Below are 18,743 nucleotides of genomic sequence, written 5' to 3'. Positions count from 1 at the left end.
CATGTCTGCGGCGCCCTTCGTCCCTCAAAGCGCCACAGGGATGGTGAAGCTGATCGTGGCTCCGCCCTCGGGATTGTTGGCCGCGGAAATGCGCCCGCCATGGGCCTCGACGATCGACCGCGAAATCGACAGCCCCATTCCCATCCCGTCGGGTTTCGTCGTATAAAAGGCATCGAAGAGGGCGTGAGGCTCGATCCCGACAATACCGCTGCCGCGATCGGCGACCTCGATACGCGCCATGCCTTCGGCATCTTTGGAGGCCGTGACCAATATGTCGCCCGCCGGGCCGGTACCCGCGCTGGCATGGATCGCGTTCATGATCAGATTCACGAGAATCTGCTGGATCTGGACGCGGTCGGCCGCGATGCGGATGTCCGGCGGCTCGATGTCGGTGCGGATCGCGATCCGGGCCGCGCACGCTTCCCGATCGACCAGCGCCAGCGCTTCTCCGACGAGTTCGGCGAGCGAGATCGCTTCGATCTGGGCACTACCCTTGCGGGCGAGGGTCCGGACCCGCGTAATGATGGCCCCCGCGCGCTCGCTATTCGCGTCGATCCGCTCGATGCAATTGGCCACTTCGTCGAGGTCGGGCGTCTCGCGCTTGAGCCAGCGGCGCGCCGATTTCGCATAGGTCATGATGGCCGAAAGCGGCTGATTGACCTCATGCGCGATCGACGCGGCGAGCTGGCCGAGGATCGACACGCGCGACGCATGGGCGAGTTCGACCATATTGCGTTCGAGCCGGGCCCGGTCCTCGTTTCGCTCGGTCATGTCGATCGCCATGATGAGGACGCGCGACCAGGGTTCGCCCTCGGGAACGAGTCTCACGCGCAGAACGACGTCGATCGGCTTGCCCTTGAGGTTGTTGATCCGTGTCTCGACCTCGACCAGGTCTTCGCCTCCCGCCAGCCGAGCGAATAGCGTTGCAAGCGCAAGACCGTTCGTTTCGGGGTAGCGCGCGATCACATTCTTCCCGATCAACTCGCTACGATCGGCGACGCCGAACAGTGCCGCAGCCGCCTGGTTCGCCTCGTGGATATGCGGCGTTGCCGCCACCTTTCGGAGCAGGTCGGGATTAGCCAGCAGATGGGCCTGCAGGTCTTCGCCATCCGGAGCGATCGTCTCGAGAAGCTGGCGCACACCGGTCCAATCGGTTTCCCAAGCGGCGAAGCCGGCAGCATTGAAAATGGCCCGGTAGCGATTTTCGGAAGCCCGCCGCGCGGCATCGGCCCGGCGCTGCTCCGACAAGTCGATGCTCGCCTCGATCAGGCCGTCCGGCGCGCCGGCGAGGTTGCGCCGGCGGACCATGCGCGTCGACACGGTAAAGGGTGCGCCATCCTTGCCCGTGCCCGACATTTCTTCGGTGAGCGCACCGCTTTGCTCGAGCCGCTGCTTTGCCGCCTCGCGCGGTGCATCGAGCGCGATGAGATCGTCATAGGCACGGCCGATCGCTTCCTCCGCGGACCAGCCATAAATATGGGCGGCCCCCTCGTTCCAGCCTGCCACCCGGTCGTGACGATCGAGAACGATGACACTATCGTGCGTCAGCGCGAGAATATTCGCCTGCTCGCTGCACAGCTTTCTTGTGCTGAGGATGCCATAGGAAAGGATGGTGGTGGCGCCGATCGCGGCAAGGCTCACGCCCAGCCGGACATGCGCGGCGCCCACCGCCTCGCCCCAATGGCCGGCGAGAAAGGCGATCATCGCCGCGAGGGCGGCGATCACGCCTCCCAGCGCGACGATCCCGGTCCTGCCCGCGCGGGTCAGAAGGATGATGCAGAATGTGTAGAGCACGGCGATGGCCCCGCCGAGCGGGCTGAACATATCGACCGCGAAGATGCCGATGCCGAGCGCCAATGCGAGCAGCGCGAACACGGTCGATCCTGTAAACTTCGTCCCCATCGGACCCCTCCGGACGCGCAGCATGCTTACCGCTCCTCCCCGCCATCGCACTGGATCCGAGCCGCGGGCAAGCGCAATCGGCAGGTCTAAACCTTCATATTAGTTACTCGCCCCGCCAACTGACCGATGATCGGCTCCTCGCAACAGTATCGGAGTCACATCATGAGCAATATTCTTATTCGCCGCCCGGGTCTGGCCTCGAGCGCCCTTCTTGCTTTCGCCCTTGCTGCCGGCGCGTCGGCGCACGCTGCCGAAGCAGCCAAAACGCCCTATGACATCATCAACACCGCGACCGCGGCCTCGCCCGTCACCCCGACCGCGCTGCGCGGCAATGTCACCGTGCTCGATGGAGCCGGCGGTTCGATCGTCGCGCTCGCAGGGCCGCAGGGTCTGCTGCTTGTCGACGACGGCATCGCGGTGTCCCGCGCGAAGATCGAGGAGGTGCTGACCGGCCTGCGCCCTGGCGGACTGAACTTCGTCATCAACACGCACTGGCACTGGGACCACACCGATGGGAACGGCTGGGCCCACGAAGACGGTGCGAAGATTATCGCGCAGCGCAACACCGCTGCCCATCTCGACAAGACGATCCGCGTCGTCGAATGGGGACATACCTTCGATCCCGTGCCTGCGGGCTACCGCCCCGCGATGCTCGTCGACGAAGAGAAGGTGATGACCTTCAACGGCGAGACCGTCGAAATCCGCCACTATATGCCCTCGCACACCGACGGCGACCTTTCGGTATATTTCCGCAAGGCCAATGTGCTGGCCACGGGCGACACCTGGTGGAACGGCGTTTATCCCTTCATCGACTATGTCGCCGGCGGTAGCATCGACGGCATGATCCGTGCGGCCAACTGGAATATCGAGAAGTCCGGGGCGGACACCATCGTCGTGCCCGGTCACGGCCCGGTCGGCTCGCGCGCCGATCTTGTCGCCTTCCGCGACATGCTGGTGACGATCCGCGACCGTGTCGCGGCGCTGAAGGCGCAGGGCAAGTCGCTCGATGAAACCATCGCCGCCAAGCCGTCGGCCGAATTCGATGCGAAGTGGGGCGGCGGTGTGATCAACCCGGCGCTGTTCACCCAGCTCGTCTACCGCGGCGTCTGAACCCTCTCTCCCCCCTGGGCGGCGACCGGATAGCGGTCGCCGCCCTCTTTTCACGTGGCAATCGGTGCGGCGATCGCCGCAAGCGCCATCATCGCCGCCTTGGGGTCGAGTCGCAGCTGAAGTCCGCGCTGACCGCCGTTCACATAGATATAGGGCTCGGCGAGCGCGCTCTCCTCGACCGCCGTCCGCACCTGCCTGCGCTGCCCGAAGGGGCTGATGCCGCCGACGTGATAGCCGGTCAGCCGTTCGGCATCCGCGGGCGCCATCATCGCCGCCGACTTGCCGCCGAACGCGGCTGCAAGCTTCTTCATCGAAACTTCGCGATCGGAAGGCACGATCACGCAAACGGGCTTGCCGTCGACTTTCGCCATCAATGTCTTGAGCACCCGGCGGGGCTCTTCGCCAAGCGCTAAGGCCGCCTGGACGCCGATGCGCTCCGCGCCGGGATCATAGTCATAGGTGAAGGTCTCGAAGGCGATTCCGGCCTTGTCGAGCATTCGGGTTGCTGGCGTGGTCCGTGCCATGCCGATTCTCCATAAGTTCTTGGACGCGTTCGCCCTAACCGGTGGGCGCGACTAGTCGAAGCGGCGGCGCGTGCAAATTCGTACCTAGGTATGAATGGCGCCGGGGTCGCTTGTGTTGAAAATGATCGCGCATCGGCCGCGCGCGGGCGCGGTGAGAAGGAGCGGGACCATGGCGCAATCCTTTGAATTCGACGGCGCGCGGGGCAATCGCCTGACCGGACTCGTCGACCGCCCTGCGGCAACGCCGCGCGGATGGGCGATCTTCGCCCATTGCTTTACTTGCGGCAAGGACAGCCTTGCAGCGGTACGAATTGCACGCGCTCTCGCACGGCAGGGCATCGGCGTCCTGCGGTTCGACTTCGCCGGCCTCGGTTCGAGCGAGGGTGCGTTCGGCGAGACGCGCTTCGCGGACAATGCCGACGACCTGATCGCAGCCGGTCGGGCCATGGAAGCGGAAGGAATGGCGCCCGCGCTCCTCATCGGCCACAGTTTCGGAGGGGCGGCAGCGCTTGCCGCTGCCGGAGCGATGCCGACAATAAAGGCGGTCGCCACGATCGCGGCGCCCGCCGAAGTCCGTCACGTCCTGCACCTGGTTGATCCGGCGAGTCTGGCGCGCATCGAAAGCCAAGGGCGCGCGGACGTCCTGCTCGCCGGTCGGCATTTTACTCTCGACCGCGCGTTCGTGGCCGATGCGCGCCAACAGGATTTGCTGCCGCGCGTCGCGACGCTGCACCGACCGCTCCTGCTTCTCCATGCGCCCCGCGACGAGCTGGTCGGGATCGACAACGCCTCGGCGCTGTTCGGCGCCGCGAAGCACCCCAAGAGCTTTGTCTCGCTCGGCGACGCCGACCATCTTCTCACCGGCCCCGGCGACGCTGAGTTCGCCGCCGCGATAATTGCCGCATGGGCGCCTCGATATTTGCCGGTATTGAAAGCCGACCTGGAGGCGCCGGACGGAGGGGGCGTTCTCGCCGAGGAGACCCTCGGGGGAAAGTTCCAGCTGGCGATGCGCAGCGGTTCGCACAGCTTCTATGCCGATGAGCCGATATCCGAAGGCGGGCTCGATACGGGGCTAGCACCCTATGAACTGGTATCCGCGGGACTCGCCGCCTGTACGACCATGACGATGCGCCTTTACGCCGATCGAAAGGGCTTTGCGCTCGCAAAGGCGAGGACAATCGTGACGCACGACAAGCGCAGCGGGCAGAGTCCGGAAGATGTGTTTACCCGAACGATCGAACTTGAAGGAAACTTGTCCGATGAAGCGCGCGACAAGATTTTGGCCATTGCGGAGCGATGTCCAGTCGATCTGACGCTCGTTCGCGGTTCGGAAGTCGTAACGCGTCTGGCGACCGCACGATAGCGCGCGTGCGCTCATTATCCCGGACGTAATTGCATAATCCACGAACCGGGTATCAGATGACGCCCCAACATGTAGGGGTGGTGCGCGATGCTATATTTCCGGTGCTTCCTCGTGGCCGTGCTTCTGGCAATAATCGCCTACACGAGCGTGACCATCTCGCATCATGGCTGGAATCTGCTGCCGATCTTCTTCGGCGACATGATGGCCATGACATGGCCCGGGCAGTTCAATTTCGACTTTTTCACCTTTCTGCTCCTATCCGGACTGTGGACCGCCTGGCGCAACGAGTTCCGTCCAGCAGCGATCGGGCTCGCGCTTGGGGCGACATTCGGCGGGATGCTCTTCCTTTCGGCCTATCTCCTATATCTCAGCTACCGAACCTCGGGGAATATCGCCGCTGTGCTTCTGGGCCCCGGTCGGCTGCAACGCCTCAGGGGGGCCATGTCTCCGGAATGATGCCGAGGGTCAGGCAGCAGCTATCGAGGCCGTGCGGACGCGCGCACCTCCGCTGCGGGACACCAGCGCAATGTCTCTTCGCCGAACTCCGGGTCGCCGATGGCAATCCGGTCCGGACCTAAGACCCTCAACGTCTCGCCGGTAGCTGTGTCGGTGACCCACCCCGCGCCGCGCCGCTTTGCGCCCGCGAGAGCATTCATCTTATTGGGGTTGAAAGCCTGCATGTCGATCCAGCCTATCCGCTTCCCGTCATAATAAAGGATAAGCTCCTGGCTTGAACCGCAGGCGGCGCGGACAGGCATATAATGGCCCGGGCGAATATTGAACGGGGCCATGGGAGGCGGAAGCCCGGGCGCGGCGACCGGCGCGTCGCTCGATCCTCCCGCCAGTTGCGGCCGCGCTACGCGGATCGCGTTCTGCATCGTCGCCGGAAGCTGGGCGAAGTCGCACTTCAGATATGGCGTGTCGCTGATGTCGACGCCGCCAGTGCCGTTCCGAAAATCGACGCTCCGCATCGTGAACTTACCGGGCGCGGTCGCCTTCACCGCGAGACTTCCGTAGGGCCCGCTGTCTTCCTGAGTCCAAGCGAGCGTATATCCCAGATAATATTTGCTGGTTCCTGCATATTGACGACCGGTCGGCGGAGGGCCGCTGCGCTGGATCATATTTACGCGCGCGGTCGCCTTGTAGCCCGGGCCGCCGGGGAATACCTGTCCGAAGTTTGCGCCGTCATAGAAGAAGACCGCGCTGGCGCTGGCGCAACCCTCGCTGGCATCGGCATAGACACCCTGTTCGATGGACAGCGCGCCCGCGGCGTAGGCGGGCGAGGTTGCGAGCATGGCTGCTCCGCCGACCAGCGCCACGGTCGTTCGATCGATGGCCCCCATAAATTTTCTCCCCCTGTCCCCGGATGCGAAACTTATGCATGCTTTCAGAGGGATCGCCACAAATTTCCTACGGAGACGAGAGGCCTCACGTCCGCGTCTCGGATACGCCTGCTCTAGCACGCGGCGATGGATTTTCGCGCGCAACTCCCAGCTTTCGGTTCGCGCTCCTTTGTTTGGACGATCCCGAGACAACGACGTCGGCTGCGGGGCAGCGTCCCGCACCCTCCACGGCCCTGCCTTGACGCCGTGAATCGCGTCGTCTCTAATCGGGACGTCTGATGGGGGATCGGCATGGCGATTGCGAGCAAGATTGCAAGTCCGGAAGAAGCGGTGGTCGAAGTCCGCACAGGCGTAGTCGAGGGGAACCAGAACTGGTCGCGGTCGGACATCAATGTGCGCACGACGACCACCCATGACGCAGCGACGGGCCATGGCCGCAGCGATTTAGACGTATCGACGACCTCGACCGAGGAGCTCAGATTGTTTGTGCGCGACGATGCCGGGCAGGAGTTCGAGATTCGGGCTCACGGCGTCGGCTTCGGGTTTCGGGAAGGGCAGCGGGTATCGGCGATTTATCTCGCATCGGCCGGGGATAGCCAGCGTAGCGACCGGGATAATCTGGTCGGCCTGATCAATCACTCCACCAGTAAACACACCCTTTTCGACAGCAGCGTGCGCAAGCGGATCAGCGGTCCGGTGGGGCTGCTCGGAATGGTTGTCGGCCTGGCTATGGTCATCGCAGGCCCCATCCTCGTCTACAAGCTGTGGAGCGCCTTTGGTCCCGGCGACGAGGACTTCGGGTGGATTTTCATAAAGGGGCTTGGATCACTGGTAATCGGCGTCTTCGGCGCGTTGTTTCTTCACTCGCGGCTGAGTGCGATGTTTTCACCGAAAGGGCCGACCATCGAAGAGGCCGTCTTCGAACGCCTTCGAGAGGCGAGGGACGCTTCAATGGAACAGGAGAAAAGCCGGATGGTCTCAACGTCGGAATGACTGCCAACCGGCATCAAGCGCCTGATGGCTGCGGTTAGGCGGCACGCTCCTTAGCTTGATGTCGGGCTTGGACACTGTGTCAAACGGAGCGGATATGCATAGCGTCGCGGCAACTCCCAGAATCAGGCTTCGCGCGTTTTCGGCCGACGATGTCGAGACCTTGATCGCGATTGCGGACGACCGTCGCATCGCCGACGCGACGATCTCGGTCCCACACCCATTCGGCAAGCCGGACGCTGAAAAAATCATTGATCAGAGCATGACCGACCCGCGAACTGCCACGAACCTCCCATTCGCGGTCGAACTGCTTTCGACCGGCGAACTGATCGGCGTCGTCGCGCTTTATAGTATCGACCGTGATCATGGTCAGGCAGAGATCAGTTTCTGGATAGGATCAAAGCATGAGGGAAAAGGACTCATGCGCGAGGCCGCAGAGGCACTAATCAATTACGCGTTTGATGTCATCGGAATGAACCGGCTCGAAGCCTATCACATGATTCGCAATACCGCGTCGGAAAGGCTTCTTGATCGGCTGGGGTTCCGCGCGGAGGGATATTTGCGCGAGCGGGTGCGCAAATGGGGCATGCTCGAGGATGTCAAGCTCTGGAGCCTACTCGCCTCCGACCGCAGACCTGCTCGCGCCGATGGCGGCCCTCCTCTTCCCTCGTAATCACGCTGGTACGTCGCATCGGCTCCGCTCCGCTAATATGCGATGGAGGCGGTGGATCCTCTGCGCCGGTTTTTAAGGAACCTGCTTATCCTCGGTTGGCGGGGGCGCGGGCGGTGGAAGTTTGCTGCCTCGTGATAAACTCGGCCAGTGCGGTCCTTCGGGCCTCTCTGTCGAGCGAATAGGCGCGCTGTTTGAAAACCATGCCGTCGAGCAGTGCGCTTATATATCCCGCCAACGTATCAGCGGCCATTACCAGCGCTGCGTCGAGTACATGGATGTATTTGCTCGTCACGGTTCCCTTGGCATGTCCCATGAGAGCGGCAATCGTAACTTCGGTGAAGCCGAGATCGTTGCCGATGCTTGCAAAGCTGTGGCGCAGCACGTGGGGCGTCACGCCCTCCAGAGGCGAACCCAGAAAAATCTCGTTCCAATGGTTCGGCAGACCTCCGAAAAACGTGTCCTCTCCGCGCGGCCCTGCAAATACATATGTACCATTGTCGGCGCATTGGCGTCGCTCCAGAAATTCCACGACCGGCAGTCCGATAGGTCGGACCGACTTGCCCTCCTTGCTTTCGGCGAGCCGGAGGCAGCTGCCCTCAATATCGACGTCGCACCATTTGAGAGTGATGATTTCACTGCGCCGGCACCCGGTCAACGCAATCTGGCGAATGATCTCGATCGTGGGCCCGAATTTTTCGATTTGTGCTGCTTCCCGAAGCATACGCCCGAGGATGCGATATTCGCCGTCACTCAGCCGCCGCGACCGGACGTTGTCCTTGGGGCGTTTGATGCCATGAGCCGGATTGCTGTCGATTATGCCGAGATCGACCGCATAGGTGAGAATCCCTCCGATCAAGCCAATCGTCCTGGCCGCGGTCCCCGGGCCGCCCCTTACGTTCGCGCGCCCGCGAAGCTTGTTCGTCTTGATGAAAGCCTTGGTCTTGCCCGCCATGATGTCGCGCATGACCTTCGTCAGGATCGCTTTGGTGAGATCCTTGACGCGGCGGGTCCCCAGAAGCGGAATCACATGCCGCTCGATGCGACCCAGATCGATATCCACGGTCGATTTTTTCTTTGGGCGACCGCCCTTCCCGAGGATCAGGCCGTCTTTGAGGTCCTGCATGTAGACTTCGCAAAGTTCCTTCATGGACACAGCCTTGTTGAGCACTGCGCGCTCTTCGGCCGGGTCTTCACCTTGGGCCACGCGCCCCAGCTGAGACTTGGCCTCGCGCCTTGCTGTCTCGGGCGTCCAGACGCCATGAACGCCGATAGTGTATCTTCGCGAACGCCCGCTCGATCGATACTGGATCAGGTAGCTGCGCTTCCCGGTCGGGAAAACGCGAAGGCCAAATCCGGGAAGCTCATCGTCCCAAAGGACATAATCCTTCTCTTCTGCTACAGCAGCTTCAATTACGCGTTTTGTAAGTTTGGCCATCGAGTTCGCTCCCGATTTCACCCCGTTTCGCGTAAGCACCACGTAAGCACGCGGGAGGAAATCGGGGCGAATGCAAGGTTACGACAGCGAAGAACGGCAGATCAATAATAACGTGTTATTAGAGTATCTTAGGGACTAAAAACTTGCTCTGGCGTTTGCTGTCGTAGGTATGCTAGTACCTCCTCCGAAGGCAGAGGCCAGGGGTTCGAATCCCTTCGGGTGCGCCATTTCCCTGCCGCCGCGGTGAGACGCGTCCCGCAATCCCCCTGTCCGCGCGCGACGGGCGCTTGCCGCCGCGCCCCGGTTCGTGGTAGCGCGGCGCCGATGCGAGCGGCGTTCACCTCCCTGATGCTCATCCTGTCGATGCTGTTCGGCAGTCTGGTCGTGCCCGCCTTCGCCGACGCGGGAACCGCGGGGCACGCCTTCGAAATCCTCGACACCGATTGCCACGCCGAAACCCGCGACGACGCGCGCGACGCGCCGGGCGACCCCGGCCAACCCGCCGCAATCCACGTCGATCATCATCATTGCTCGAACGGGCTCGTCCCGCCGGCAACCGGCGCGGCGCGGACCGGGCTTCGCGCCCGCGGCCCGCTCTTTCCCGTGCCGGCATCGATGATGGAACCGCACGACGCCGCGCCGCTCACCGAGCCGCCCGCCGCCTGATCGCCGCCCGGCGCGACCCCGTTCGCGCCCCGTACGGACGATCAGGAGCTAGATCATGCATGCATATTTGCGCGCCGCCATGCTGGCGGGGACGCTCTGTGTGGCCGGGCCGACCGCCTTGGCTGCACCCATTACCCTGGACGATGCCCTCGCCCGCGGCCGCGACGCGTCGCCGCGAATCGCGAAGGCCGAAGCCGAGCTGAAGGCCGCCGAAGCGCGCGCGCTGCAGGCCGGCGTCGCGCCCAACCCCGAACTCGGGATCGATGTCGAAAATTTCAGCGGCACCGGCCCCTATCGCAGCTTTCGCCAGACCGAAACGACGCTCGCGATCAGCCAGTCCTTCGAGCTCGGCGGCAAGCGGCGCGCGCGCAGGGCGGTTGCGGGCGCCGAGCGCGATCTCGCGCGGCTGGCGCTCGCGCGCGAGGTGGCGGCGCTCGACTATGACGTGCGCGCCGCGCACGCCGAACTGCTTGCCGCCGAAGCACGCGGCGCGCTGGCGCGCGAATCGCTCGGCCGCGCGCGCGATCTCGCGCGCATCGCCACCGACCTTGTCGACGTCGGGCGCGATCCTCCGCTTCGCAAGCTGCGCGCCGATGCGCTGGTCGCCGAAGCCGAGGCCGAGCTGGCGCAGACCGCGGGCCGATTTGTCACCGCGCGCCGCCGCCTTGCGATGCTGACGGCAAACGACGACCCCGAGCTGTCGGCGGTCGCCGGCGAGCCGCCGCGCATCGCCGCCGCCCCCCCGGACACGCCGAGCCTCGACGAACGCATCGCCGCCGCCGGGCGCGAGGCGGCGCAGGCGCGCGTCCGGCTCGCGCGCGCCCAAGCGGTCCCCGACGTCACCGCTTCGGGCGGCGTGCGCCACTTTCGCGAAGCGCGCGAAACCGCGATCATCGCCGGAATCTCGATCCCCCTGCCGCTGCGCGACCGCAACCGCGGCGGGATCGCCGCTGCCGAGGCCGAGACGCTCGCCGCCGACGCCGCGCTGGCGCAGTCGCGCCTCGAGGCGGGGTTCGACCGCAAGGACGCGGCGCTGCGCGCGACCATCGCCGCCGAACGGCTCGCGGTGCTGGACGGACCGTCGCTCGCGCAGGCCGAGGAGGCCGCCCGGCTCGCCGAGGTCGGTTACCGGGCGGGAAAATTCTCGCTCGTCGAGCTGATCGACGCCCGCGAAGCGCTCACCGCCGCCCGCCGCAACATCATCGAAGCGCGGCTCGACCGCGCGCTGGCGCTCGCCGCGCTCGCGCGCGCCGCCGCGCAGTGAAGGACCCCGACATGACCAACGAACGCAATCGAATCAAATGGATCGCCGCCGGCACAGCGGGCGTCCTGCTCGCCGCCGCAGGCGGAGTACAGATTGGCCGCACCCTCCTCGCCCCCGGCGCAGAGGCCGGCGCAACGCCGGACGCAGGCGGCGAAGACACGCACGACGACGAAGGTTTCGTCGCCATCGACGCCGCGCGCGCCCGCGCCGCGGGGATCGTCACCGAAGGCGCGGTGGCGGGCGGATTGGGGGCCGAGATCATCGCCCAGGCGCGCGTTGCCGCCACCCCCGACGGCGAGGCCGTCCTCGCGGCGCGCGCCGACGGCACCATCGTTCGCATCGACCGGCGCCTCGGCGACCGCGTTCGCGCGGGCGACGTCGTCGCGACGATGGAGAGCCGCGAGGCCGCGAGCCTCGCCGCCGAACGCAGCGCCGCGGCGGCGAGGCTCGCGCTCGCACGATCGGCCTATAGCCGCGAAAAACGCCTGTTCGACGCACGGGTGACGGCACGGCAGGACCTGGAAGGCGCGGCCGCGGCGCTCGCCGAGGCCGAGGCCGAGGCGCGGCGCGCCGACGCCGCCGCCGCTTCGTCGAAGCTGAGCGGCGACGGCCGCCGGCTCGCGGTGGTCAGCCTGATCTCGGGCCAGGTGACGCGCGCCGACGCCCGGCTGGGCGCGCATGTCACCGCGGGAACCGAACTGTTCCGGATCTCCGACCCCGAACGGATCGAAGTCCATGCCGCGGTCCCCGCCCCCGATGCGCGGCGCGTCCGCCCGGGCGACCGCGCGGCGATCGAACTGCCCGGCGGCGCGGTGCTGCCCGCAACCGTCCGGTCCGCCACGCCGGGGCTCGACCCCGACAGCCGGTCGATCACCATCGTCCTCCACCCCGAAGGCAGCGCACCGCTGGCGCCGGGTCAGGCGCTGCGCGTGCGCATCGCGCCGCGGACGGGCGCTGCGACAACCACGATCGCGCTGCCCGAAGAGGCGGTGCAGACGATCGAGGGGCGCGAAATGGTCTTCGAGCGATCGGCCAAGGGATTTCGCGCAACCCCCGTCACCACCGGCCAGCGCAGCGCCGGACGCATCGAGATCGTCGCCGGGCTGAAACCCGGGGCGCTCGTCGCGACGCGCGGCGCCTTCCTGCTCAAGGCCGAGATCGGCAAGGGCGAGGCGGAGCATTGAGATGATCGAGAAACTCATCGCAGCGTCGATCCGCTTTCGCTGGAGCGTCATCGTCGCCACACTGATCGTCGCCGCCTTCGGCATCGCGCAGCTTTTGAAGCTGCCGATCGACGCGGTCCCCGACATCACCAACAAGCAGGTACAGATCAACACCGCCGCGCCCGACCTCGGCCCGGTCGACATCGAGCGGCTCGTCACCTTTCCGGTCGAGACCGCGATGGCAGGCATTCCCGGCCTGACCGGCTCGCGCTCGATCTCGCGCAACGGCTTTTCGCAGGTCACGCTCGTCTTCTCCGACGGCACCGACCTCTATTTCGCACGCCAGCAGGTCGCCGAGCGGCTCAACCAGGCGAAGGGCGCGCTGCCCGACGACGCCGAACCCGCGATGGGGCCGGTGTCGACCGGGCTCGGCGAGGTGCTGATGTATGTCGTCGACTTCGCCCCGCGACCGGCCGCGGCAAAGGGCCGCGCCGCGGGCACACCGGGTTTCCAGCCCGACGGCAGCTACCTGACCCCCGCGGGCGAGCGGTTGACCGACGAGGTCGCGCGGCAGGGCTATCTGCGCTCGGTGCAGGACTGGGTGATCGCTCCGCAGCTCAAGACCGTCGCGGGCGTGGCCGGGATCGATTCGATCGGCGGTTATGAAAAGCAGTTCGTCGTCCAGCCCGACGTCGCGAAGATGGCGAGCTACGGCATCGCCTTCGCCGATCTCGCCGACGCACTCGAACGCGCCAACATCTCGGTCGGCGCCAATTTCGTCGAACGCGGCGGCGAGGCCTTTCTCGTCCGCGCCGACGGGCGCATCCGCACGCTCGACGAGATCGCGCGCGCGGCGGTCGCCTCGCGCGGCGGGGTCCCCGTCCTCGTGCGCGACGTCGCGACGGTGTCGATCGGCGGCGACCTGCGGACGGGTTCGGCGACGCGCAACGGCAAGGAGGTCGTCGTCGGTACCGCGCTGATGCTCGCCGGGGGCAACAGCCGCATCGTCGCCGCCGACGTCGCCACCCGGCTGAAGGCGGTCGCGCCGTCGCTGCCGCCCGACATCGCCGTCGAAGCGGTGCTCGACCGCTCCGCGCTGGTCGATGCGACGATCGGCACGGTCGAGAAAAATCTCGCCGAGGGCGCCTTGCTCGTCGTCGCGGTGCTCTTCTGGCTGCTCGGCAATTTCCGCGCCGCGATCATCGCCGCGCTGGTGATCCCGATCTCCTTCCTCGTGATGGGGACCGGCATGACCGCCACCGGCACCTCGGGCAATCTGATGAGCCTTGGCGCGCTCGACTTCGGGCTGATCGTCGACGGGTCGATCATCATCATCGAAAACTGCCTGCAACGCCTCGCGCACCGCCAGCAGGCCGAGGGCCGCCTGCTCACCACATCCGAACGCCTGCACGAGGTGTTCGAGGCATCGCGCGAAATGATCCGTCCGACGCTTTATGGCCAGGCGATCATCTTCCTCGTCTTCGTCCCGCTGCTCGCCTTCACCGGGGTCGAGGGCAAGACCTTCTCGCCGATGGCGATCACGGTGATGCTCGCGCTGGCCGGCGCGTTCGTCGCATCGCTGACCTTCGTCCCCGCGATGGTCGCGCTGCTCATCCGCGGCGAAGTCGCCGAAAAGGACGTGCGGGCGATCGCGTGGGTCAAGCATCGCTATGCTCCGCTGCTGCAACGCATCGTCGCGCGTCCGTGGCCGTGGGTCGGCGCGGGCGCGGGCACCTTCGGCGCCGCGGCGCTCGCCTTCGCAATGCTCGGCAGCGAATTCCTGCCCGTCCTCGGCGAAGGCAATCTGGCGATGCAGGCGCTGCGCATCCCCTCGACCTCGCTCGCCCAGTCGACCGCGATGCAGCGCCAGGTCGAAGCCCGGGTGGCGACGCTGCCCGAGGTCGCCTTCGTCTATTCGAAGACGGGCACGGCAGAGGTGGCGAGCGATCCGATGCCGCCCAACGCATCGGACACCTTCATCATCCTCAAGCCGCGCGACGAATGGCCCGCGGGGGTCGAAACCCGCGGCGACGTCATCGCGCGCGTCGAGGAACGGCTCGCGCCGCTCGTCGGCAATGCGTTCGAGATCAGCCAGCCGATCCAGCTGCGCTTCAACGAACTGATCGCCGGGGTGCGTGGCGACGTCGCGGTCAAGATCTACGGCGACGATCTCGACGCGATGGAACGCACGGCGGCCGAGGTTGCCGCGGTGCTCGACGGGGTCAAGGGCGCCGCCGACGTCAAGGCCGAACAGACGGCGGGCTTTCCGGTGCTCGACGTCCGCTTCGACCGCGACGCGATCGCGCGCCACGGGCTCGACCTGCGCGACGTCAGCGATACCGTCGCCGCGGCGATGGGCGGGCGGACGGCGGGGATCGTCTTCGAAGGCGATCGTCGCTACGACATCGTCGTCCGGCTGGGCGACGCGGTGCGCAACGACCTCGACGCGGTCGGCGCGCTGCCGGTGCTGCTGCCCGGCGAGGGCGGCGCGCGCGCGTCGGTGCCGCTGCGCGAACTCGCGCGCTTCACCTTCTCCGAAGGGCTCAACCAGGTCAGCCGCGAAAACGGCAAGCGGCGCGTCGTCGTCCAGGCGAACGTCCGCGGCAACGACCTCGGCTCGTTCGTCGCCGAAGCGCGGGCCAAGGTCGCCGAGCAGGTCAAGCTGCCCCCCGGCAGCTTCATCGAATGGGGCGGCCAGTTCGAAAACCTGCAGGCGGCGTCGGCGCGGCTGGCGCTCGTCATCCCGCTCGTCTTCGCGGCGATCTTCGCGCTGCTCTTCGTCGCGCTCGGCGGGGTACGCCAGTCGCTCGCGGTCTATTCGGCGATCCCCCTCGCGCTCGCCGGCGGCGTCTTCGCGCTGCTGTTCGCCGGCCTGCCCTTTTCGGTGTCGGCCGCGGTGGGGTTCATCGTGCTGTCGGGGGTGACCGTGCTCAACGGGCTGGTCGTGATGACCAGCATCAACCAGCGGCTGGCCGCCGGACGGACGGTCGACGCGGCAATCGCCGAGGGGATGATGGAGCGCGTGCGCGCGGTGCTGATGACGGGGATCGTCCCCGCGATCGGCTTCGTCCCGATGGCGCTCGCGACGGGAACCGGCGCCGAGGTGCAAAAGCCGCTGGCGATCGTCGTGATCGGCGGGCTGATGACCTCGACCCTGCTCACCCTGTTCGTGCTGCCCGCGATCGGCCGCCTGCTGCTGCGGCCGCCCGCGGCGGCCGACGGAGCCCATGAAGAGCTCCGGCCCGACGCGCCCCAAGCGGCGGGCTAGGCCGGGGGCCGGTGCAAAAGCCGATTGCGAAAGCCCCGCGTTCCGCTATGGGCGGCGGCGCGGGGCAAATAGCCCCGCATGATCGCGCCGGTGCCCCATGGGGCTTAATAGGGAACAGGGTGAGGGGGCCGCATGGGCACCGAATCCCGGGCTGTCCCTGCAACTGTAAGCGGCGAGCGCGATGCACCGGTGCGGCCTTTGCCGGACCAGCCACTGGGGATCATCCCCGGGAAGGCGTGCATCGCGCCCTGACCCGCGAGCCAGGAGACCTGCCGGCGTGGGTCGCTCACTGCCTCGGTCCAGGGAAAGGCCAGGGCACGGAGACCTCCGTCGAGCGACGACCAGGCGGCTGGAGCCGCCTCGGTGCGAGCGATGCGGGCCCGTGCGCCGGCCCGCCTCCTTGCGCCGGCCGGTCGCGTCCGCTTCCGGCAGGCTCCCGCCCTCGCTGTCGGCGCGCGGGGGTTTTCGCATGCTGAAATACGGTCCTTCCATCATCGCGCTGGCGGCGGCAACGCCCGCGCTGGCGCAGACCGCCGACACGCCCGCCGACCCGCGCCCCGCCGGCGACATCATCGTCACCGCGTCGCGCTCGGGCGACGGCGTGCCCGCCGGACGGCTCGGCGCCTCGGTCACCGTCATCGATGGCGCAGCACTGGACCGGCGCCAGACACGCTTCGTGTCCGACATATTGCGCGACGTGCCCGGACTCGCGATCAGCCGCACCGGCGCGAGCGGCAGCCTGACGCAGGTGCGCGTGCGCGGCAGCGAGGCGAACCACGTGCTCGTCCTCGTCGACGGGATCGAGGTCGCCGACCCCTTTCAGGGCGAATATGATCTGGGTGGGCTGCTCGCCGATCCGGCGGCGCGGATCGAGGTGCTGCGCGGGCAGCAGAGTTCGCTCTACGGTTCCGACGCGATCGGCGGGGTGATCCACTATATCACCCTGTCGGGGCGCGAGGCGCCGGGATATAGCGCGCGGATCGAGGGCGGATCGTTCGGCACGATCGCGGGCAGCGCGCGCGCCGCTGGGGCGTCGGAGACGTTCGACTATGCCGTGTCGGGCAGCTATTACGGGACGAAGGGCTATGCGACCGCGCGCGGCGGCACGCGCGACGTCGGCTCCGAAAACGCCGGCGCGACCGCCAAATTCGGCTGGACGCCGGCCGAGAATTTCAGGCTCGGCGGGGTGCTGCGCTACAGCTACAGCGACGCCGACAACAACGACAGCGAGTATGACACCGCAAGCCCGCGTTTTGGCTACACGATCGACAGCCCCGGCGTGCACGTCACCAACGAATCCTTCTACGGCCTGCTCTCGGCCGAACTGACCGCGCTCGACGGGCGCTGGGTCACCGCCTTGTCGGGGCAGTTCGCCGACACGACGCGCAAGGGGCTGACATCCTTCGGGCTGAGCTATGGCGACAAGGGCCGGCGCTACAAGGGATCGCTGACCTCGAGCCTGCGTTTCGGAAACGACGCGGTGCAGCACAGGCTGACCGGCGCGGTCGATGTCGAACGCGAGGATTTTCGCAGCCTTACCCCCTTCTCCTTCCAGGGCCGGCGCCACACCGACAATATCGGTCTCGTCGGCCAATATGAGCTGGTCGCGGGCGAGTTGTCGCTCGGCGGGTCGCTGCGCCACGACGATAACGACCGCTTCGACGACAGCACGACCTGGCGCGTGCAGGGCAGCTACCGCCTGCCAACCGGCACCCGGCTGCGTGGCGCCTATGGCACCGGGGTCAAGAATCCCGGCTATTTCGAGCTCTTCGGCTATGTCGACGGCCGCTACATCGGCAACCCCAACCTGCGCCCCGAAAAATCCGAGGGCTGGGAAGGCGGGATCGAGCAGAGCTTTGGCGCCAGCGACTGGGCGACGCTCGGCGCGACCTGGTTCGATGCGGTGCTGACCGACGAGATCTTCACCACCTATCCGCCGCCCAGTTTCGAGGCGACCCCCGCGAACCGGACGACGAAGAGCAAGCAGCACGGGATCGAGGTCTTCGCGAGCGCGCGGCCGATCCCCGAGCTGGCGTTTGACCTCGCCTATACCTGGGTCGCATCGAAGGAGGACGGCGTGCGCGAGATACGGCGGCCGCGGCATGTCGCGAGCGTCAACACGACGCTGTTCAGCGCCGACCGGCGCTTTTCGGGAACACTGACGCTGCGCTACAACGGGCAGCAGATCGACGCCGCCTATACCGACCCCAGCTATGTGCCGGTGATCGTGTCGCTGAAGGACTATGTGCTGATGAACCTCGGCGCCGAATATCGGGTCCGCCCCGGCGTCACGCTCTTCGGCCGCGTCGAAAATATCCTCGACGCCGATTATGAGGAGGTGTTCAGCACCGTCGGCGCGGGTCGTTCGGCTTATGCCGGCGTCCGGCTGAGCTTCTGACGGGAGCGCATGATGAAAGCCCGGACCGACGCCGAGCACAAGGCGAAGATGCAAAAGCTGCAAGCCGCGCAGGCGAAGAAGGTCGCGACCAAGACCGTCGAGAAAGGCCTGCTCATCGTCCACACCGGACCCGGCAAGGGCAAGACGTCGGCCGCGCTCGGCATGGCGGTGCGCGCGATCGGCCACGGCATGAAGGTCGGCGTCGTCCAGTTCGTCAAGGGCGCGATGGCGACCGGCGAGAAAGCGGTGTTCGACCGCTTTCCCGACCTGATCGAATTCAAACCGATGGGCGAGGGCTTCACCTGGGACACGCAGGACCGCAGCCGCGACATCGCGGTCGCGCGCACCGCGTGGGACGAGGTCCGCCGGATGATCGCCGACCCGTCCTACGCGATGGTGATCGCCGACGAGCTCAATATCGTGCTGCGCTACGACTATCTGCCGGTCGATGAGATCCTCGAAGCGCTCGCCGCCAAGCCCGCTATGACGCACGTGATCGTCACCGGCCGCAACGCGCCGCAAGTGCTGATCGACGCCGCCGATCTCGTCACCGAAATGGCGCAGGTCAAGCATCCGTTCCGCGAACAGAATGTCCGCGCGCAGGCGGGGATCGAATTTTGAGCGCGCGCGCGGCGCTGATCGCG

At 66.5% G+C, this 18,743-nt stretch carries 15 protein-coding genes and 1 riboswitch; of the genes, 11 read left to right on the top strand and 4 right to left on the bottom strand.

The window, feature by feature from the left end; translation table 11 throughout:
• Positions 1 to 24: 24 nt before the first annotated feature.
• Positions 25 to 1,902, bottom strand: coding sequence for an ATP-binding protein (locus EAO27_RS18590; protein WP_242773290.1), 1,878 nt, complete (start codon positions 1,900 to 1,902; stop codon positions 25 to 27).
• 162 nt (positions 1,903 to 2,064) lie between these two features.
• On the opposite strand from EAO27_RS18590, the gene EAO27_RS18585 reads away from it, so the two are divergent.
• Positions 2,065 to 3,012 carry an MBL fold metallo-hydrolase gene (locus EAO27_RS18585; protein ID WP_242773287.1) on the top strand — a complete coding sequence of 316 codons (948 nt, stop codon included), beginning with the start codon at positions 2,065 to 2,067 and terminating at the stop codon, positions 3,010 to 3,012.
• A 50-nt stretch (positions 3,013 to 3,062) separates the two neighbouring features.
• On the opposite strand, the gene ybaK is transcribed toward EAO27_RS18585, so the two are convergent.
• A complete protein-coding gene (gene ybaK, locus EAO27_RS18580; RefSeq protein WP_242773283.1) occupies positions 3,063 to 3,536 on the bottom strand; it encodes a Cys-tRNA(Pro) deacylase in 474 nt (157 codons plus the stop codon).
• Between the two features lie 169 nt (positions 3,537 to 3,705).
• On the opposite strand from ybaK, the gene EAO27_RS18575 reads away from it, so the two are divergent.
• Positions 3,706 to 4,899, top strand: a complete 1,194-nt coding sequence (locus tag EAO27_RS18575) for an alpha/beta fold hydrolase (RefSeq protein WP_242773280.1) — start codon at positions 3,706 to 3,708, stop codon at positions 4,897 to 4,899.
• A gap of 111 nt (positions 4,900 to 5,010) precedes the next feature.
• Positions 5,011 to 5,355, top strand: coding sequence for a hypothetical protein (locus EAO27_RS18570; RefSeq protein WP_242773278.1), 345 nt, complete (start codon positions 5,011 to 5,013; stop codon positions 5,353 to 5,355).
• Between the two features lie 20 nt (positions 5,356 to 5,375).
• Here EAO27_RS18570 and EAO27_RS18565 read toward each other — a convergent pair whose 3' ends face one another.
• Positions 5,376 to 6,242 (bottom strand): hypothetical protein, encoded by an 867-nt coding sequence (locus tag EAO27_RS18565; RefSeq protein ID WP_242773260.1) that lies wholly within the window; start codon positions 6,240 to 6,242, stop codon positions 5,376 to 5,378.
• A 291-nt stretch (positions 6,243 to 6,533) separates the two neighbouring features.
• On the opposite strand from EAO27_RS18565, the gene EAO27_RS18560 reads away from it, so the two are divergent.
• Together EAO27_RS18560 and EAO27_RS18555 are read left to right on the top strand one after the other, a co-directional pair.
• On the top strand, positions 6,534 to 7,235 hold the full coding sequence (locus tag EAO27_RS18560) for a hypothetical protein (RefSeq protein WP_242773258.1): 702 nt from the start codon (positions 6,534 to 6,536) through the stop codon (positions 7,233 to 7,235).
• A gap of 94 nt (positions 7,236 to 7,329) precedes the next feature.
• Positions 7,330 to 7,905, top strand: coding sequence for a GNAT family N-acetyltransferase (locus tag EAO27_RS18555; protein WP_242773255.1), 576 nt, complete (start codon positions 7,330 to 7,332; stop codon positions 7,903 to 7,905).
• 85 nt (positions 7,906 to 7,990) lie between these two features.
• Here the strand turns inward: EAO27_RS18555 and EAO27_RS18550 are convergent, their stop codons facing one another.
• The gene (locus EAO27_RS18550; RefSeq protein ID WP_242773252.1) at positions 7,991 to 9,340 is read right to left on the bottom strand and encodes a site-specific integrase; all 1,350 of its coding nucleotides are present in this window, start codon (positions 9,338 to 9,340) and stop codon (positions 7,991 to 7,993) included.
• A gap of 324 nt (positions 9,341 to 9,664) precedes the next feature.
• On the opposite strand from EAO27_RS18550, the gene EAO27_RS18545 reads away from it, so the two are divergent.
• From EAO27_RS18545 to cobO, 6 genes are all read left to right on the top strand, one after another.
• Entirely contained in the window at positions 9,665 to 10,006 is a 342-nt protein-coding gene (locus EAO27_RS18545) for a hypothetical protein (protein ID WP_242773249.1), read from the top strand.
• A 55-nt stretch (positions 10,007 to 10,061) separates the two neighbouring features.
• On the top strand, positions 10,062 to 11,270 hold the full coding sequence (locus EAO27_RS18540; RefSeq protein WP_242773245.1) for a TolC family protein: 1,209 nt from the start codon (positions 10,062 to 10,064) through the stop codon (positions 11,268 to 11,270).
• Positions 11,271 to 11,281: 11 nt separating this feature from the next.
• Entirely contained in the window at positions 11,282 to 12,454 is a 1,173-nt protein-coding gene (locus EAO27_RS18535) for an efflux RND transporter periplasmic adaptor subunit (RefSeq protein WP_242773235.1), read from the top strand.
• A gap of 1 nt (position 12,455) precedes the next feature.
• Entirely contained in the window at positions 12,456 to 15,701 is a 3,246-nt protein-coding gene (locus EAO27_RS18530; RefSeq protein WP_242773232.1) for a CusA/CzcA family heavy metal efflux RND transporter, read from the top strand.
• 71 nt (positions 15,702 to 15,772) lie between these two features.
• Positions 15,773 to 15,993, top strand: a riboswitch (cobalamin riboswitch).
• Positions 15,994 to 16,170: 177 nt separating this feature from the next.
• Positions 16,171 to 18,099 (top strand): TonB-dependent receptor, encoded by a 1,929-nt coding sequence (locus EAO27_RS18525; RefSeq protein ID WP_242773229.1) that lies wholly within the window; start codon positions 16,171 to 16,173, stop codon positions 18,097 to 18,099.
• A gap of 12 nt (positions 18,100 to 18,111) precedes the next feature.
• A complete protein-coding gene (gene cobO, locus EAO27_RS18520) occupies positions 18,112 to 18,720 on the top strand; it encodes a cob(I)yrinic acid a,c-diamide adenosyltransferase (RefSeq protein WP_242780648.1) in 609 nt (202 codons plus the stop codon).
• Positions 18,721 to 18,743: the final 23 nt, after the last annotated feature.

This window comes from Sphingopyxis sp. YF1, assembly GCF_022701295.1.
Taxonomy (GTDB): domain Bacteria; phylum Pseudomonadota; class Alphaproteobacteria; order Sphingomonadales; family Sphingomonadaceae; genus Sphingopyxis.
The sequence above is the reverse complement of the archived record's forward strand: the minus strand, read 5'-3'. Positions and strand labels throughout refer to the sequence as shown.

Bases quoted from the DNA above. Each gene is read 5' to 3' on its own strand.
- EAO27_RS18590 (WP_242773290.1), bottom strand. From the start codon at position 1,902: ATGGGGACGAAGTTTACAGGATCGACCGTGTTCGCGCTGCTCGCATTG.
- EAO27_RS18585 (WP_242773287.1), top strand. From the start codon at position 2,065: ATGAGCAATATTCTTATTCGCCGCCCGGGTCTGGCCTCGAGCGCCCTT.
- ybaK (WP_242773283.1), bottom strand. From the start codon at position 3,536: ATGGCACGGACCACGCCAGCAACCCGAATGCTCGACAAGGCCGGAATC.
- EAO27_RS18575 (WP_242773280.1), top strand. From the start codon at position 3,706: ATGGCGCAATCCTTTGAATTCGACGGCGCGCGGGGCAATCGCCTGACC.
- EAO27_RS18565 (WP_242773260.1), bottom strand. From the start codon at position 6,242: ATGGGGGCCATCGATCGAACGACCGTGGCGCTGGTCGGCGGAGCAGCC.
- EAO27_RS18560 (WP_242773258.1), top strand. From the start codon at position 6,534: ATGGCGATTGCGAGCAAGATTGCAAGTCCGGAAGAAGCGGTGGTCGAA.
- EAO27_RS18555 (WP_242773255.1), top strand. From the start codon at position 7,330: ATGCATAGCGTCGCGGCAACTCCCAGAATCAGGCTTCGCGCGTTTTCG.
- EAO27_RS18550 (WP_242773252.1), bottom strand. From the start codon at position 9,340: ATGGCCAAACTTACAAAACGCGTAATTGAAGCTGCTGTAGCAGAAGAG.
- EAO27_RS18545 (WP_242773249.1), top strand. From the start codon at position 9,665: ATGCGAGCGGCGTTCACCTCCCTGATGCTCATCCTGTCGATGCTGTTC.
- EAO27_RS18540 (WP_242773245.1), top strand. From the start codon at position 10,062: ATGCATGCATATTTGCGCGCCGCCATGCTGGCGGGGACGCTCTGTGTG.
- EAO27_RS18535 (WP_242773235.1), top strand. From the start codon at position 11,282: ATGACCAACGAACGCAATCGAATCAAATGGATCGCCGCCGGCACAGCG.
- EAO27_RS18530 (WP_242773232.1), top strand. From the start codon at position 12,456: ATGATCGAGAAACTCATCGCAGCGTCGATCCGCTTTCGCTGGAGCGTC.
- EAO27_RS18525 (WP_242773229.1), top strand. From the start codon at position 16,171: ATGCTGAAATACGGTCCTTCCATCATCGCGCTGGCGGCGGCAACGCCC.
- cobO (WP_242780648.1), top strand. From the start codon at position 18,112: ATGAAAGCCCGGACCGACGCCGAGCACAAGGCGAAGATGCAAAAGCTG.